Source organism: Actinosynnema pretiosum (assembly GCF_024171695.1).
GTDB classification, from domain to species: Bacteria; Actinomycetota; Actinomycetes; order Mycobacteriales; family Pseudonocardiaceae; genus Actinosynnema; species Actinosynnema pretiosum.
In genome coordinates, this window is sequence record NZ_JAMTCF010000023.1 from 54,936 (window position 1) to 70,088 (window position 15,153).

The 15,153-nt window shown below is 71.0% G+C and carries 15 protein-coding genes; all 15 read right to left on the reverse strand.

Going from position 1 to position 15,153, the window contains the following annotated elements:
• Positions 1 to 23: 23 nt before the first annotated feature.
• Complete coding sequence (locus tag LV78_RS41265; RefSeq protein WP_301307910.1) at positions 24 to 158, reverse strand: hypothetical protein; 135 nt, start codon at positions 156 to 158, stop codon at positions 24 to 26.
• Between the two features lie 70 nt (positions 159 to 228).
• A complete protein-coding gene (locus tag LV78_RS34720) occupies positions 229 to 963 on the reverse strand; it encodes an SDR family NAD(P)-dependent oxidoreductase (protein WP_253850284.1) in 735 nt (244 codons plus the stop codon).
• 123 nt (positions 964 to 1,086) lie between these two features.
• Entirely contained in the window at positions 1,087 to 1,692 is a 606-nt protein-coding gene (locus LV78_RS34725) for a TetR/AcrR family transcriptional regulator (protein ID WP_253850286.1), read from the reverse strand.
• 29 nt (positions 1,693 to 1,721) lie between these two features.
• The gene (locus tag LV78_RS34730) at positions 1,722 to 2,258 is read right to left on the reverse strand and encodes a pyridoxamine 5'-phosphate oxidase family protein (RefSeq protein ID WP_253850288.1); all 537 of its coding nucleotides are present in this window, start codon (positions 2,256 to 2,258) and stop codon (positions 1,722 to 1,724) included.
• A gap of 18 nt (positions 2,259 to 2,276) precedes the next feature.
• The gene (locus LV78_RS34735) at positions 2,277 to 3,155 is read right to left on the reverse strand and encodes an ATP-binding cassette domain-containing protein (RefSeq protein WP_253850290.1); all 879 of its coding nucleotides are present in this window, start codon (positions 3,153 to 3,155) and stop codon (positions 2,277 to 2,279) included.
• The gene (locus LV78_RS34740) at positions 3,152 to 3,550 is read right to left on the reverse strand and encodes a GntR family transcriptional regulator (RefSeq protein WP_253850292.1); all 399 of its coding nucleotides are present in this window, start codon (positions 3,548 to 3,550) and stop codon (positions 3,152 to 3,154) included. Before LV78_RS34740 ends, LV78_RS34735 begins: the two co-directional genes overlap by 4 nt.
• 45 nt (positions 3,551 to 3,595) lie before the next feature.
• Positions 3,596 to 5,353 (reverse strand): ABC-2 membrane transporter-related protein, encoded by a 1,758-nt coding sequence (locus tag LV78_RS34745; protein ID WP_253850294.1) that lies wholly within the window; start codon positions 5,351 to 5,353, stop codon positions 3,596 to 3,598.
• A gap of 589 nt (positions 5,354 to 5,942) precedes the next feature.
• The gene (gene cas2e / locus LV78_RS34750) at positions 5,943 to 6,302 is read right to left on the reverse strand and encodes a type I-E CRISPR-associated endoribonuclease Cas2e (RefSeq protein WP_253850296.1); all 360 of its coding nucleotides are present in this window, start codon (positions 6,300 to 6,302) and stop codon (positions 5,943 to 5,945) included.
• The gene (cas1e, locus tag LV78_RS34755) at positions 6,299 to 7,276 is read right to left on the reverse strand and encodes a type I-E CRISPR-associated endonuclease Cas1e (protein WP_253850297.1); all 978 of its coding nucleotides are present in this window, start codon (positions 7,274 to 7,276) and stop codon (positions 6,299 to 6,301) included. The genes cas2e and cas1e overlap by 4 nt, the downstream gene beginning before the upstream one ends.
• 8 nt (positions 7,277 to 7,284) lie before the next feature.
• Positions 7,285 to 7,950 carry a type I-E CRISPR-associated protein Cas6/Cse3/CasE gene (cas6e, locus tag LV78_RS34760; protein WP_253850298.1) on the reverse strand — a complete coding sequence of 222 codons (666 nt, stop codon included), beginning with the start codon at positions 7,948 to 7,950 and terminating at the stop codon, positions 7,285 to 7,287.
• Positions 7,950 to 8,669 carry a type I-E CRISPR-associated protein Cas5/CasD gene (cas5e, locus tag LV78_RS34765; protein WP_253850300.1) on the reverse strand — a complete coding sequence of 240 codons (720 nt, stop codon included), beginning with the start codon at positions 8,667 to 8,669 and terminating at the stop codon, positions 7,950 to 7,952. The genes cas6e and cas5e overlap by 1 nt, the downstream gene beginning before the upstream one ends.
• Complete coding sequence (cas7e, locus tag LV78_RS34770) at positions 8,666 to 9,805, reverse strand: type I-E CRISPR-associated protein Cas7/Cse4/CasC (RefSeq protein WP_253850301.1); 1,140 nt, start codon at positions 9,803 to 9,805, stop codon at positions 8,666 to 8,668. Before cas7e ends, cas5e begins: the two co-directional genes overlap by 4 nt.
• Before the next feature lie 24 nt (positions 9,806 to 9,829).
• On the reverse strand, positions 9,830 to 10,447 hold the full coding sequence (gene casB / locus LV78_RS34775; protein ID WP_253850303.1) for a type I-E CRISPR-associated protein Cse2/CasB: 618 nt from the start codon (positions 10,445 to 10,447) through the stop codon (positions 9,830 to 9,832).
• Positions 10,444 to 12,099: a type I-E CRISPR-associated protein Cse1/CasA gene (gene casA / locus LV78_RS34780; protein WP_253850304.1), complete on the reverse strand. Its 1,656-nt coding sequence runs from the start codon at positions 12,097 to 12,099 to the stop codon at positions 10,444 to 10,446. The genes casB and casA overlap by 4 nt, the downstream gene beginning before the upstream one ends.
• Positions 12,086 to 14,881, reverse strand: coding sequence for a CRISPR-associated helicase Cas3' (cas3, locus tag LV78_RS34785; RefSeq protein WP_308208791.1), 2,796 nt, complete (start codon positions 14,879 to 14,881; stop codon positions 12,086 to 12,088). Before cas3 ends, casA begins: the two co-directional genes overlap by 14 nt.
• Positions 14,882 to 15,153 lie beyond the last annotated feature (272 nt).

The window sequence follows — 15,153 nt, forward strand, 5'->3', positions numbered from 1 at the left end:
CGCGGGCGACCGACGCTAGGGGATCAGCGGCCGGAGATCTCGAACAGCGCCTCGAAGGGCGGCGGCTCGAAGGCGATCAGCGCGCCCGCGATGAACTCGCCGTCGGGTAGCGCCCTGCCCGCGCGGACCTCGTCGAGCGCGGACGGCGTGATCGGCATGGCGTCGGCGGCCGGGGCGTCGTCCAGCCCGGCGGCGGTGATGGCGTCCGACGGTGTGGCCGGGCGGGCCTCAGACCTGGGTGACCCCGCCGTCGACGGCGAGCTCGGCGCCGTTGACGTAGCTGGACGCGTCCGAGGCCAGGAAGACCGCCGCCGCCGCGATCTCCTCGGGTTCGGCCAGGCGGCCGAGGGGGATCGCCGCCCCCGCGGCGTCGAGCTGGGCGGCCGGGACCAGGTCGATCAGGCCCTGCGTGCGGGTGCCGCCGGGGGAGAGCATGTTGATCCGGTACCCGCCCGCCCCCGCGCCGTGGGCGAACCCCCGGACCAGGTTGCGCAGCGCGGCCTTGGTCGCCCCGTACACGGGCAGGTAGGGCTGCGGGCGGGTGGCCGCCGACGAACCGATGAAGATGATCGACGCGCCCGGCGCGAGCAGCGGCAGGGCCTTCTGCAGGGTGAACAGCGAGCCCTTGACGTTGGTGGTGAACATGGCGTCGAACTGCTCCTCGGTGATCTCGCCCAGCGGGGCGGTGATCCCGATCCCGGCGTTGGCGACCAGGACGTCGATCCGGCCCGCCCGCTCGGCGATCGTCGCGTAGAGGCCGTCCAGGTCGGCGAGGTCGTCCACGTCGCAGCGGATCCCGGTCACCCTCGGCCCCAGCTCGGCCTCGACCTCGTCCAGCTGCGCCTGGCGGCGACCGGTGACGAACACCCGCGCGCCCTCGGCGTGGTAGGCCCTTGCGATGGCCAGGCCGATGCCCGCGTTGCCGCCGGTCACGACCGCGACCTTGTCCTCGAGCGTCTTCATCCCGCACTCCGTCCACGTGTTATTGACTACTTGGACAATAACACTCCTTATTGACTATCTGGTCAATAACGGGGGCGGGGTTGTGCCGCAGGTCACCCGGCGCGGCGATGTGGTCCGGTCGGCTCAGTCGGGTGCGGGGTCCGTCCGGTCGCGCAGCACGCGCAGGGAGTCGAGCGCGACCGCCGTGAGCGCCGCGCGCCCGACCCCCGCGCGTCCCAGCAGCTCCATCCCCCTGGTGACGGTGACGAAGTACATCGCCAGCGACGGCACGTTCGCGTCCTCGGGCAGGCTCCCGACCTCCCGCGCGTGCTCCAGGCACTGCCCGTAGATCCCGGCGAGCTGCTCGATGCCCGCCTTCGACGCCGTCGAGAGCTGGTCCTGCTCGCCGGTCGACTCCACGAGCGCCCGCGTGGACAGCGAGACCCGGCTGTCGCTGCGGCTGAACTCGATCGCCATCCGGAGCATGTGCCCGCGAATCCGCTCCACGGGCGAGGAGTCGCCGTGCTGGAGCGCTTCCGACACGGCCCGCGCCGCCTCGTCCCGGTCCTCGGACAGCGCCCGCAGGAACAGCTCCCGCTTCCCGCCGAACGCGTTGTACAGGCTCTGCTTGCCGAGGCCGGTCGCCCGCACCAGGTCGTCCAGCGTCGTGGCGGCCAGACCGCGCACGGAGAAGACCTCGCCCGCGCTGGTGATGACATCGCGCTCGACGAACTTGCGGGGGCGGGGCATGGGGTCAGCCTATTTCACCGCCCGCGTGGTCAGTGCCTCGCGGACGACGCCCGCTCGGCGACGAGCCTCGCGGCGTCGGGGGCGTAGACGGTCATCCAGTGCGGGCGCAGCCGGTAGTAGAACACGCCCTCGTCCCAGTCGCCCTGGTCGCCGTAGAAGTCCTTGAAGTACGCGAGCAGGTCCGGCCAGTCCGCGTCGGGTTCGCCGTCCTCGGGGTTGAGGACCTCCACCGTGCCGTGGGTGAACACGCCCAGGTCCTCGCCGCGCATGTGCGCGGCGCTGGCGGCGGGGCGGGCCGCGAGGTGGCGGGCCTTGGCGGCGGTGCGGGCCGTGCCGAAGTACCACCTGCCGTGCAGGAAGTGCCCGTCCACGCCGCTGATCCGGGGCTCGCCCTTCGCCGTCACGGTGGACAGGGCGAGGGTGCTCATGCCGGTCAGGATTCGGGTGAGCTGCTCGGCGGTCATGGTGTGCTCGGCGACGATCGAGCGGAGGTGGTCGGTGGAGCGGGACAGCGAGGCGTCGAGCAGGGCCTGGAGCTCGGCGAGTTCTTCGGGCGTCTCACGCATCGGGCCACGATAGCCACGTCACCGCGCCGAACCCGCCGCGCCACCGCCCGACCGCCGCTCGCGCGACGCCCGCAGGTACCCCATCACCAGCGACTCCAGGTCGGGCCTGTCGCCGACCCAGCCCTCCCGCGCCCGCTCCGGGTCCCGCACCAGCAGGGTCGACCGCCGCTGCGCCCTGGTCGCGCTGATCAGCGTCCCGCCGACCCCGGACTCGTCCGAGGTCGGCCCCACCAGCACCTCGTGCCGCGCGAGCACGTCCTCCACGTCCCCGTCGACCTGGACCCGCCCCTCGTCGATCAGCAGGATGCGGTCGCACACCTTGTGCAGGTCGGTCAGCAAATGCGACGACATCACCACCGTGGTGCCGCGCTCGGCGACCTCGGTCATGATGATCCGCAGCGTCTCGTCGCGCGACAACGGGTCCAGATCGGACAGCGGCTCGTCCAGCAGCAGCAGGCGGGGCAACCGCCCCAGCGCCAGCGCGATCGCCGTCTGCGACCGGGCGCCCGCCGACAGCGCGGCGACCTTCGCGTCCGGGTCCACGCCCGCCAGCAGCCCGAGCACCTCGTGCGCCCGCTCGCTCGACCACCGCTCGTTCATGCCCGCCGCGACGCGCACCAGCTCGCGCACCGTCAGGTCCCGGTAGAGCGGCCGGTTCTGCGCCAGGAATGACACGTCCGGGTGGATTGCCCCGCGCACGGGGGTGTCGAAGACGCGCAGCTCGCCGGTCGTCGGGCGGACCAGGCCCGCCGCCATGCGCAGCAGCGTGCTCTTGCCCGCGCCGTTCGGGCCGACCAGGGCGACCACGCTGCCCTCGGGGACGGTGAAGCTGCACTCGCGGACCGCCCAGCGGGCGCGGTAGCGCTTGCCCACGGCGGTCCCGGTCAACGGGTTCATGATCGTTCCTCGGAGGGGTAGAGCTCTTCGCGGACCGCGGTGTACAGGGCGTCCACGTCCTCGACCACCAGGCCGCTCTCCACGGCGCCGCGCATCCAGGCGGTCAGCTCGCGCCGCAGCGGCGCGTCGTCGCCGGTGGTCGCCTCGGACGACAGGGACTTGATCACGAAGGTGCCCAGGCCCCGGCGGCCCTGCACCAGGCCCTCGCGCTCCAGCTCGCGGTAGGCCTTCACCACGGTGTTGGGGTTGACGGTGGTCGCCTCGACCACTTCACGCGCTGAGGGCAGCCGGTCGCCGGGGCTGAGCAGTCCCAGGCGCATGGCTTGCTCGACCTGATGGACGATCTGCATGTATGTGGAGACCCCGGAGCGCCGGTCGATCCGGAACTCGATCACGTCGCTCAGCATAGGCGCTCCCGCCGCTCAGGGCCTCCACCGCGCTCAGCTCTGCCTGCGCAGCGCCCACGCCGTGCCCGCCAGCAGCACGACGGCGAGCGCGCCGAAGACCGCCGCGTCGACCAGGTGCACCTGCCAGGCCTCGCGCGCCGGGACGACGTCCGCGAAGTGCTTCGCCACACCGGAATCCGCCAGGCAGGCCAGGAACTCCTCCTGGAGCTCGGCGCCCTCCGCCTCGCTCGTCGCCGCCTGCCCGACCCCGGACTTGCAGCCCTGGGTGATCTCCCTGACCCGCTCGACGGGGATCTGCCGCCCGGCGTCGTCCAGCGCGCCCTGCGCGAGCACCAGGAACCCGTTGCTGTCCGGGCTCAGCAGCTCGTTGCCGGGGCTCTCCAACCGCTGGGTGGGCGCCAGGCGGTCCACCGGGCCGGACAGCGCCAGGCGCGCCACGACGAACGCGCCGAGCCCCGCCGTCATGGCGACCAGGGTCCGCCGGGTCACCACGCCGAGGAACGTGCCGAGCGCGAACGCGAACAGCGCGTAACCGGTGGGGGAGACGTGCTCGATGCCGAAGGTGATGGGGTGGAACGGCCCGTTCATCTTCGGGCCGAGCGTGCCCGCCGTCTCCAGGAACCACCAGACCGCGGTCTGCAGCGCGGCCAGCACGATCAGCGCGGGGACGAGCGCGATCACCAGCTTGTGCAGCATCCACCGGGTGCGGCTCACCGACTGGGTGAACGCCAGCACGTGCGTGCCCTGCTCCAGCTCGCGGGCGAACAGCGGGGCGCCGATGAAGAGCCCGATCAGGGCGGGCCCGCAGATGATCGCGATCCGCACGACGTCGAACGAGGTCGACCAGGACTGCCTGAAGCCCTTGATCGCGTCGGGGTCGGCCGTGCACGCGTCGAGCGCCAGCGAGGCGCACGCGGTGAGGTTCCTGGCGGCGAGCTCGTCGACCACGGCCGACCGCATCAGGGCGATGACGCCCGTGCCGACGACCAGCAGGCCGAGCAGGGTGAGCAGTTGCAGGCGCTGCAACCGGAACGAGGCCCAGATCATGCTGCTTCCTCCCGTGCGACCGCCGCGCGCATGTGGCGCAGGGCCAGTTCTCCCAGCGGGGTCCCGTCCGCGCTGAGCCCGCCGACGTCCCCGGCGAGCACGATCCGTCCCCGGTGGAGCAGGACGAGGTGGTCGCACACGCCTTCCAGCTCGGCCAGCACGTGCGAGGAGAGCAGCACGGTGATGCCCTGCGCGCGCCTCGGTGGTCAGGGCGTGGAGGACGGTCTCGCGCGCGAGCGGGTCGAGGTCGGCCAGGGGCTCGTCGAGCAGCAGCAGGCTGGGGCGCTTGCCCAGCGCCAGCGCGAGGGCGACGCGGGTGCGCTGGCCGCCGGAGAGGGTGCCGACCTTGGCCCGGAGGGGGACGTTCGCCCGCCCGACCAGGTGCTCGGCGTAGCCCTGGTCCCAGGTGGGGTTGGTCCTCGCCCCGAAGCGGAGCGTCTCGGCCACGGTGAGCTGCTGGTAGAGCGGCTTCTGCTGGGCGAGGTAGGCCACCGAGGGGTGCAGGCCCCTGCCCGTGGGCTGGTCGCCGAAGACGGCGATGGACCCGGTGGTCGGCCGCAGCAGGCCGGTGATCAGCCCCATGAGGGTGCTCTTGCCCGCCCCGTGCGGGCCGACGAGGGCCACGACCCGGTTCGGCGGGATCACCAGCGAGGTCGGATGCAGGGCCCAGCCCCTGCGGTACTGCTTGCCCACGCCTTCGGTGACGACCGGGAGCGCCTGGTGGGGCTGTTCTCTGGCGGTCATGGGTGTCTCCTTCCTCCGTTGATCTTGGGGGAGGTTACACCTTTTACTAGTTAAGTAGTGAACTGGGTTGGATGGGTCTTTGGGAGCGGCCCGGGGTGGAGAAGACCGTTGGGCGATGGGCTGGACGGTGCCGCATTGTGAACCCCCGCTCGTGCGGGGAAGACGCCCAGGCGAACCGCGAGCGGGGGCGCGGCGCAGGACCACCCCCGCTCGTGCGGGGAAGACGTGGACGACTCGTTGAAGTTCTACGAGGACTTCGGACCACCCCCGCTCGTGCGGGGAAGAACTGTCCAGAAAGGACTTTGTGAGCTACCTGCCGGGACCACCCTCGCTCGTGCGGGGAAGACCCGCAGCACCGGCGGGCGCGGTGTGGCGAGCGGGGGCCACTCCCGTTCGTGCGGGGAAGACACTTACTGAACAGCGAGTTCACAAGATCAAGTGGGCGTTTTAATTCTGTTCAACGCAGTCTCGCATATGCCGGCTGGCGCTAAATGGCGAATACTCGCCTCACCCACATGCCTCAACCGCTCCGGTGATCGACACCCCTCAAGTCGTCCACAAGTCTGCAACCACCAAGCCCAACCAAAGGTCAACGGTTGCCATAACGCCGTCGGCGGCCCGCTGTGCTCCAGTTGCGGTGCTTCTGCGGTTGTTCGGAGTCGCCGTCGTCATCGGAGGCGGCTGGCCGGAGCATCAGGTGGATGCCTTCGTGATCAACAGGTTGCCAGTCGTGGCGGTGGACTTTGAAGTCCAGCCCCTGTTCGTTGTCCGCGTGGTGGACCATGATCGCTCGGCCGGTGCGCACCATGTCGACGGTCCGCGCCCACATCAGCTCCCGCACCCGTGCGCTGACCCTGCCGACGAAGACCCCAGGTGAGATCTCCAGGAACCAGCGGGTGAGGTGACCGCGCAGGCCGACTGGGCAGGCGGCGACCACGATGATGGTCACAGGACGTCGTCCTCGTCGTAATTGGTGCCCCCAGCGACGGCGCGTCCGTTGTCGTCCCAGAGCATGACCACGTTCCGGCTCTCGAAATCGGGGTCCTCAAAGGCCTCGGGGCCGTGCTCGACGACGCCGTCGTCCTCGCGCAGCAAAGCCTTGATGTCGCGGACGCAGGTGTCCAGGAACGCTCCGCCCCGCATGTGGTCGCGAACGGCACGGCGGGTTTCCGCGCCGATTTCGGCCACCTCGCGCGCGGTGACGTCGAAGGCGATCGGGATGGTGATGTCGGCTTTGTAGAGGTCGGCGATGTCGTACACGAAGGAGCGAATGTGACCGGTGTGCACGAAACCGAGTCCGGGCGCGCAGCCCAGAGCCGCGACGACGGCGTGCACGACGCCGTAGAGGCTGGTGTTGGCCGCTGAGAGAGCTTTGTTGACCGGGGTGCCGGAGTCGAAGTCGTCGGGGTCGTAGTCACGGCGCTCCCAGATGATGCCGGTGCGCCGCGCGTGGTGCCGGTACAGGCGGCGCACGCGGGCGCCTTCGCGGCCGCGCAACTGCTGCATGGTCAGGCCGGTGGTGTCCTCACCCGGAAATCGCATGGCGTACATCTCGCGCGCTACGCGCAGTCGACTGCGCTTGTCGGACACGAGCGCCGCCTGGGCCTCCAGCAGGCGGGAGGAGCGGGCCGGGGAACGGCCGTGGGCGTAGTAGCGCACGCCGTGCTCGCCCACCCACACCGCCGTGGAACCGCTCTCCGTCAGCAGCACCACCGCTTGCTGGCTCACGGTGGTGCCGGGGCCGAGCAGGAGCGCGCCGAGGGTTGCTGCGGGGATGTGGACCGTGCCGCGCTTGTCGGTGGCGGTGATGGCGTTGTCGTCGCGGCTGACGACGCAGTGCTCCAGGTACAGGAAGGTCAGGCGGTCCTGGGCGCGGACCGGTTGGGACAGCGGTGCCGGTTCGGCTCCTGGGATGTCGGGCACGCGGGACCTCAGCTTCGGCGAACGGGGGCGAGGGTGAGCAGGCCGCAGCCGTAGCCCTTGGCCGCGCCGAGGCCTTCGGCCAGCACCGCGCGCAGGGCGTCGGGATCGGTGACCGTCAGGTGGCCCTCGAAGACCGCCGTGGCCAGGGTGACGTTTCCACCTCGCCCCTGGAACACCACGAGCTCGCGCTCGCGGACGGCGACGTCCGGCTCCTCCTGCTCACCGAGCGGAACGGTGAAGCCGTGGCGTTCGGCGCGGTCCAGCAACCAGGTGGTCTGCTGGCCTGCGGTGACGTGGCCGAAGCGCTGCGTGCGTGCGGAGCCGGGGGTTCTGCGGATGCTGCGGGTGGGGTTGGCCTTGAGGCGGAACGCCCAGGTCTGCCTGGCGGCCAAGCGGTCGAGCAGCGGCCGGTAGTCGCGGGTGTCCCAGGTTCGGGTGCTGGGCCAGCCGACCCGTTCCACCAGGTGGGTCAGGTCAGGGCGGTGCGGGCTGACGACGAACAGCACGGTGCGGTGCTGGTGGTGGTCCACGCGCCACAGCACGCGTCCCCGCTCGGGTGCCGAAGCGGCGGGTGTGAAGGCGGCCATGACCCCGGCGTGGAGCTCCTGCGGGGAGGCGAGCAGCGCGCGGGCGGCCCGTCGGGCGGTGTTCACCTCGAAGCGGCTCAGGTGCATCAGACGAGGTCCTCGAACGCCGCCATCGGGTCGAACGGGTCCACCGGGGTGTTCGAGGGCGGGAGGTGGGCGGGGTTGAGCACGGTGGTCCTGGTCCGGTGCACGGAGCGCCAGCCGTAGCGGCGGTGCCTGGGGTCGAAGCTCAAAGGCTCGTCGCGGACGAGTTCTGCGCCGGGCTCCTCGGCGGCGCAGTCGGTGACGACGTCGAGGTCGACGGTCGGTGCGCGGTGGTTGCGCTGCACCCAGGGGGAGGCCAGCCAGGGGTGCCGTTCCAAGCAGTCGACCAAGGACTCGTCGTGGATTCCGTGCAGCAACTTTCCCGCAGGCGGGCAGGAGCGACGTCCCAGGAACAGGGGGAACACCGGACGGCGCAGCACCTCCCGCAGAGCCTCCAACAACGCGCGGTCACCCTCGACGGCGACGGCGAACACCGCGTCGGCAAGGTAGAACCGGTAGGACAGCGGCATCGACGTGGCCCCGTCGCGGGTGCGCGCGGTCTGGAAGTCGCGTTCAAGTCTTCCCGGCTGGTCGACGCGGACTCCGACGCGCAGCCCCAGCAGTTCGCCCAGCGGATCGGTCCGCAGCCGTCCTTGAGCCGCCGCGAGCAGGCCGAGGACACCGCTCCGGCTCGGGGCGCGGTCGGTGTTGCGGCGCACGAAGCGGCTGCTGGTGCCCCAGGACTGCAGAGGGGCGCCCAGCCGCAGCAGCAGCGTGCTCACCGCCCGCCCGCCAGCCGGTCGGCGACCAGCGCGCCCAGCTCCGCCACGGCGGGCTCGAAGGTCGTGCGCCGCGCCAGTTCGGCTAGGGGCGCGACCCGCTTCTCGCCGACGCCGAACACCCACGCCGCGACGGGCCGCTCGTCGAACGCCTCGTGCAGTTCGCGGGCGTGCTCGGCGAGCCGGGAGACGGCGGCCACGACCCGGCCGCCCTCGGCGTCGTCCTCCACCGCTTCCTCGAACGCGCCGACCAGGTTGATCGACTGGGTCTGGCGGACCACGACCAGCACGGCGTCGGGCAGGGTGCGGTTGGCGAAGGTGTTCTGCTTGCCGGTGGGCATGCTGGTCACGAACGCCCTGGCGAACGCCTCGACCGCGCGTGTGGTGGCGGCGGTGTCGCCGAGGTTGTCGTGCAGGCGGTCCACGTCGACGGTGGCGTAGCGGTACAGGGTGGAGGAGTTGAACTCCACGGTGCCGATCATCCCCGCGCCCGCGTCCTCCTCGGCGTCGCGCTGCTTGTGGTCGTCCACGGCGGTGAAGTAGTCGTACTCGTCGTCCACGGCGTGCACGCTCAGCGCGTGGGCCACCTGGCAGGCTGCGTCGACGTTGAGGTCGGTCGTGTCGGCGACCATGCGCCCGAACAGCGCCACGTCCACCGAGTGGTGCTGGTCCGCCCGCGCCCGTGCTTCGGCCTTGTTGATGTCGAGCTTGCCCGCACCGGCCCTGGCTGCTGCGGTCACGGCGAGTTCGGCGAGCCCTTGGACCTGCCGGTTGCTCAGGAACAGCAGGTAACCGGACTCGTTCGGGGCGTCCTTCTTCCGCGCCGCGACGATCTTGATGCCCGCGGCGGTCAGCACGGCCTCGGCCAGCTCGCCCGCCCGCTCAGCCAGATCCGGTTCCTGGCGGGTGATCTCCTCACCGAGCAGCTCCACCACACGCTTGGTGCGCACCCCCAGTTCGAAGCGGTCGAGCAGGTCGCCGAACCTGTCGCGGGTGGCCCGCTTCCACGACTGGCTGGACACCCGCGCCCGGCGCCTGCCGCCGTAGAACGCGCTTTTGGGGCTGCCGGTGTCGTCGCGGTTGATGTTGCTGGGCGGCACGGTCTGCACGACGTGGACGTCGACGATGGTGCGAGGCATGAGCTGAGTCCTTCGAGGGCTTGGTCAGGGGGAGGTGGTGCGCGGGGTGCGGTAGAAGGCGCGCCCCCAGCGCAGGCGCAGGGTCGACGCGCCACCGGGGCGTTGCCAGAGCACGAGTTCGTCGGCCAGCAGCGCGTAGTCGAGCGGGATGGTCTGCCCGCGCAGCAGTTGCACCACACCGCGCAGGTGGTGCACCAGCTCGTCCGTGCTCTGCGAGGTGCCCAACGCCTGGAACCGGCGCAGCACCGGTGGCGGGTTCGCCTCGAACTCCTGCGGGTGCAGCATCCGCACCGAGTGGCCCAAACCCCAGCCGCGTCGGTGCATCCGCTTGCGCTGCGACTGCTGGTGCACCGCGTACAGGGTCAGCGCCACGTGCGCGGCGACCTCACCGGGCGTCGCCAGGTCACCGGCGCCTGGACCCGCGAACTTCTCCGACACGGTGTGCTGGAGGATCTCGTTGACGCTGCCAGCCGGTTTGCCCGCACCCCGGCGCAGCCGCGCCAACCCGGCCACCGCCGCCGACCGGTTGGCCAGCGCGCCCTCCTGCAGGGGCTTGATGCGGGCGTCGACCTCCGCGCCCACCGGGGTCAACGGCGCCCACCGCTCATCCTCCGGGGGAACGGGTCGCTGCTCGACGGTCACGACGTCACCTCGGTCGTCTCGGAGTAAGCCCACGGCAGCGCGGCGCGCAGGTCTCTGCGGAACCAGCGGTCGGCGTGCGCGGAGGTCATCAACCGCTTGTCCACCACACGACCCGCCCACGCCGCCACCGGGGCCTGAGCCTGGAGGTCCGCACCGAGCGCCCGTGCAAGACGGTTGGCGGTGACGTGCCAGGCAGTGCCCGCCTCCAGCGGATCGGTGTCCGCGCGCAACGACCACAGCCAGGACCGGAACGCCACGTCCAGCTCGGCGTAGGCGAGTTCGACGGCGCGCGCACGTGGTCCGTCCCGCTCCTCCTTGCCCGCGCCTGCGGCGGCGGCGAGGTTAGCGGCAAGATTTCCCAGCGCCTGCGCGGATTTCTCCGCTGCCTGGACGCAGTCCACCGCAGTGCGCACCAGCGCGCGGGCGTCGCGGTGGACCAACGCCGAGCGCAGCGCGAGGCCGTCGTCGAGGATGTCGGTGGTGGTGGCGCTCTGCGCGCCGTAGGACATGCCGATCGTGCGCAACCGCAGGGGCAGGTCGGCGCCGATCACACCACCTACCTCGGCAACCCACTCCAGCACTCCGGGGGAGACGAACGCGGCGGCCTCGTCGCCTTGGCCCTTCTCCGCGCCGGGCAGCAGCGATTGCAGACCGCGCCACACCGCCCGCTCCGGGGCGTGCTCGCGGGGCATGTACACCTGCGCCACGCGCAGCTTCTTCTCCTGCGCCTTGCTGCGACGCCACGCGGTGTGCGGTTCCAGGCCTTCCTTGTTCTGCGGGGTGACGCGCTCTCCGTTGCAGATCAGCACCCCCGTCACCTCGGCGCCCTCGCGCACGAGCCTGATCCGGCGCGACTGCCACGTGTAGAGGTCGACCGGACCCGTCGGCGCACGTCCGCCCTCGACCTCCTCGGCCGGGCCGACCGGTGGGCGCTCCCAGGCGGGCACGTCGAGCGAGGGCGTCCGCCTGATCGCGACGGAGTCGGCGGCGATCAGGTTGAGCAGCAGCGTGTCGCGCAGGGTGCGCCCCTCGGGCATCACGCCACCGAGGTGCCCGGCCCACCCCGTCCCGATCGGGTACCCCTTGCCGCTCTTGACCCGCTTGTCGCCCACCGCGCCGGACTTGATGCCCGACGGGTCGAAGGCGTGGCAGTGCACCAGCCAGCGCGCCGCCTCGGCGAACGACAACCGCACCTTCCCGCCCAAGCGGGTGGTGAAGAACGGGTGCCCGTTGGGGACGTCGGCGATCAGCTTGCTCAGCTCCGACACCTCGCCCGTGGCCGTGGTCAACCCGGCCACCTGGAGGAACGGGGTCTGCGGGTCGAACAGTTCGAAACGCGCCCGGTGCCGTTCCAGGTACGCGCGGACCTCCTCGTGGGGAAGCTGCTCCCGCGACCACAACCGCTCCCAGTGGTCCAAGTCGCGAGGGCCCTGAACCGCGCCGTGCAGCACCGCGAGCAGCACTCGCGTCAACGCGAACACTTGAGTCGGCACGTCCCCGACCAGCCCGGACAGCTCGTGGGCGTGTTTGAAGAGGTCTGGCAGCGACAGCTCGACCGGGCGACCGGGGTCGGCCAGGCGTCCCGTCAGCGGTAGCGCGGGCAACCAAGGCCGGTCGACCAGGTTGAACGACTCGACCTCAGTGGCTCTCATGCGTCAGTCCTCCACGCGGGCTGTAGCGCAGGTGGAAGTCGGCCCTGCCGTGCCTGATCCGCGCGGTGCGGTTCTCGTCGAGCACCAGGACCAGGTGGCCCCCCAGCAGCGGAGAGGCGTCGAAAGCGGGAAAGTGGTCGACCTCCAAGGCGGTGATCACGTCGAGGTCGATACCGGGGTGGCTCAACGCCACCGGCAACCGCAACGCGCACGCAGCGACGATCTTGGCTTGCGCGGGCTCGATGGGGAGGTCCGTTGGCAGCGGCTGACCACCACCGCGCTCGATCCAGTCCGGTGTGGACAGACCGCCCGCCCCGTCGCGCTGGACCACCAGCACTTCCAGCGACTCCGCGCCATCGCGCACCTGCGCCGCGCCGCGCGGGCCGTCCTCCGTGTCGCCTGTCCCGGCTCGCACCCACCCGACCAGCGAGTGCCTGCTCGACCTGACCTCGTCCAGCAGGAACGCCTGTGCCGCCCGCTGTCGCTTCGCCGCCCGCTCAGCCGCCTCGGTCGCGGCCTCCTCCATCGCCACCTGCCACGACTCAGGACCCAGCGCGTCCGGACCGTAGGCGCTCTGCACCAGCGGTGCGATGTCCGACGGCAGCACCACCTGCTCCCGAGCCGTCACCAGTGCCGCCGATCGCAGCAGCAGGTGCTCGCCGTACACGCGCCGCGACCCCTTGACCGCCCGCACCGGTGCGGCGCTCCAGTCCTCGACCCCGACCACGGCGCACCGAGGCCCCTCAACCGGTTTCGGCCTGACCCGATCGTGCCGGTGCAGTCGACCCAACCTCTGCAACAACAGGTCCACCGGCGCCAGATCGGTCACCAACACGTCGAAGTCCAGGTCCAGTGACTGCTCCACGACCTGCGAGGCCACCACGACGTGCAATCCCGGACGTTCCCCCTCCGGCCCGAAGCGCCTCAGCAGGCCCCGGTCGATCCGCGCCCGATCGCACGCCAGGAACCGGGAGTGGGTGATCGTGACGTTCTCCTCGCCGAACTCCCGCTCCAACCGCGCGGCGGTCTCCTGCACCCGCCCGACGGTGTTGCGGACCACGACCGCGCAACCACCCTCGGCCAAGCGCTCCCGCAGGTACGCGGCCAACGCGTCCAAGTCGTCGGACAACCTGTCCAACGCCACCAGGGTGTTCTCGGGAGGCAGTTCCAGCACCCTCGGTTCCACTCCACCCGACGCGACGATCACCGGGTAGCCCAGTTCACGTCGCACCGCGACGGACCGCCCGTCGTAGGCGGCCACCAGTTCCGCGCGGCGCTCGGCGGGCAACGTCGCGGACAGCAGCACCACCGGCACCCCGTAGGAGCCCAGCCAGTGCAGCACGCGTTGCAAGTACTGCGACATGTGCACGTCGTAGGCGTGCACCTCGTCGATCACGACGACCTTGCCCGCCAACGCCAAGTGCCGCAGCATCAGGTGCCTGCTCTTCAGCCCGGCGAACAGCACCTGGTCGATCGTGCCGACCACGAACGCCGCCAGCACGCCCTTCTTGCGGCCGCTGAGCCACTGGTGGGCCGCAGCCGCCGTGTCGTCGTCCTCACCGGAGGAAGCGAACCCCTGCTGACGCATCAAGCCCGCGAACTCGTCGTTCAGCGACGCCTTGCCGTGCGCCAAGGTCACGCTCACCGACCCGTCACGCCCCGGCAGCACGTCCAACCAGCGCCGCACCCGGCTGAACATCGCGTCCGTCGTGGCCTGCGTCGGCAGCGCCACGAACACGCCGTCCGCACCGGACTTCGCCGCCAACTCCTCCGCGGCCAGCAGCGCGGCCTCCGTCTTGCCCACCCCCATGGGCGCCTCGACGATCATCAACCCGGCCTGCTCGAACCCCGCGGCGACCTGAACCGCAGCCACCTGCACCGGTCTCGCTCCCGCCGTCACGGCGGGGAAGCGGGCTCGGAACGCCGCGTCCACATCGGTCCCCACCGGACGCGCCCGCCACCGCTGGGGCAGGTCGAGCTTCTTCCAGGCCAGCTCCACCCGAGGCGCCTGCTCGAACCCGGTAGGCCCCTCGTGCGCCTCCAGCAGGGGGAACAGGTCCGAGTTGGAAGCTATCCAGTCCGCCAGGATGACGACGGAGGTCAGCAGAGCGAGAACGGGCTGGCTCAGCCGCACGTCCCGGTAGCGCCCGAGGTCCACCCCCCGTGACGCCCGGTCGAGGAAGAACTCGCGCGCCTGCGACCACGCGCCCTGACCGACCAGGTCCGTGCGATCCACGGCTTCCTGCAGCATCGACATCTCCGGCGGCACACCGTGATGACTGCCCACGACGCTGGCCAACTGCTCGGCGACCACCGAGCTCGAGGGGCCGAGCTGCCCGAGGAGGTAATCGCGCACCACCAGGTGCCCCACCAAGGCGTGGGACGCGCGACTTCGCTGGGGGTGCGTCCTCAGGTTCGGGTTCACGACCAATCCGGCCTCGCGCATTCGATCCGCGAGCAGTGGGACCTGGACGCCGAAGGCGGGGCTTGCCTTGCCCACATCGTGAACCCGAGCCAACCAGGTCGCCAACACCGACACGCCTGCGGCGCCGTCGGGTAACTCCTGGGAGATCCGGAACGCGGCTTGCGGGGACAGCCACTCGTCGACCAGCAGGGCGGCGACCGCTCCGGTGTCGTCCAAGTGCTGCTGCAGTGGGAGCCAGTGCGTCAAACGACCTTGTGGATCATGCGCGGATTTCGCCCACACCACACGCCAGTCGATCGATTCCGTCATCAAACCTTCCCCCGAACGGTGGCCACAACGGCACCCTGGCGAGGACATACCTTGTTGGTTCGACAGTGTTACGCGCACTACGGGAAATGCGCCCGTTTGGGCTCATTGACGTGTGAAGGGACCGCAAGATTGCGGTGAGGCCCGGCGGTGCCGGGCCTCGCGCTTCAGCCAATGTGGCGATGGAGGAAGTCGGCGATACGGATTGTCAGCGGCACGAACACCGCAAGACCGGTTGTGGCTGCCGCGACCACCGCGGTTGCGGGAGAGGTGATGCTCGATGTGTAGATCCACGCTGAGAAGGCCGCCCCTCCCGCTGGGAG

Coding starts and splice junctions, on each gene's coding strand:
- LV78_RS41265 (WP_301307910.1), bottom strand. CDS start 158: ATGCCGATCACGCCGTCCGCGCTCGACGAGGTCCGCGCGGGCAGGGCG.
- LV78_RS34720 (WP_253850284.1), bottom strand. CDS start 963: ATGAAGACGCTCGAGGACAAGGTCGCGGTCGTGACCGGCGGCAACGCG.
- LV78_RS34725 (WP_253850286.1), bottom strand. CDS start 1,692: ATGCCCCGCCCCCGCAAGTTCGTCGAGCGCGATGTCATCACCAGCGCG.
- LV78_RS34730 (WP_253850288.1), bottom strand. CDS start 2,258: ATGCGTGAGACGCCCGAAGAACTCGCCGAGCTCCAGGCCCTGCTCGAC.
- LV78_RS34735 (WP_253850290.1), bottom strand. CDS start 3,155: ATGAACCCGTTGACCGGGACCGCCGTGGGCAAGCGCTACCGCGCCCGC.
- LV78_RS34745 (WP_253850294.1), bottom strand. CDS start 5,353: ATGACCGCCAGAGAACAGCCCCACCAGGCGCTCCCGGTCGTCACCGAA.
- cas6e (WP_253850298.1), bottom strand. CDS start 7,950: ATGCACCTGAGCCGCTTCGAGGTGAACACCGCCCGACGGGCCGCCCGC.
- cas7e (WP_253850301.1), bottom strand. CDS start 9,805: ATGCCTCGCACCATCGTCGACGTCCACGTCGTGCAGACCGTGCCGCCC.
- casA (WP_253850304.1), bottom strand. CDS start 12,099: ATGAGAGCCACTGAGGTCGAGTCGTTCAACCTGGTCGACCGGCCTTGG.
- cas3 (WP_308208791.1), bottom strand. CDS start 14,881: ATGTCCTCGCCAGGGTGCCGTTGTGGCCACCGTTCGGGGGAAGGTTTG.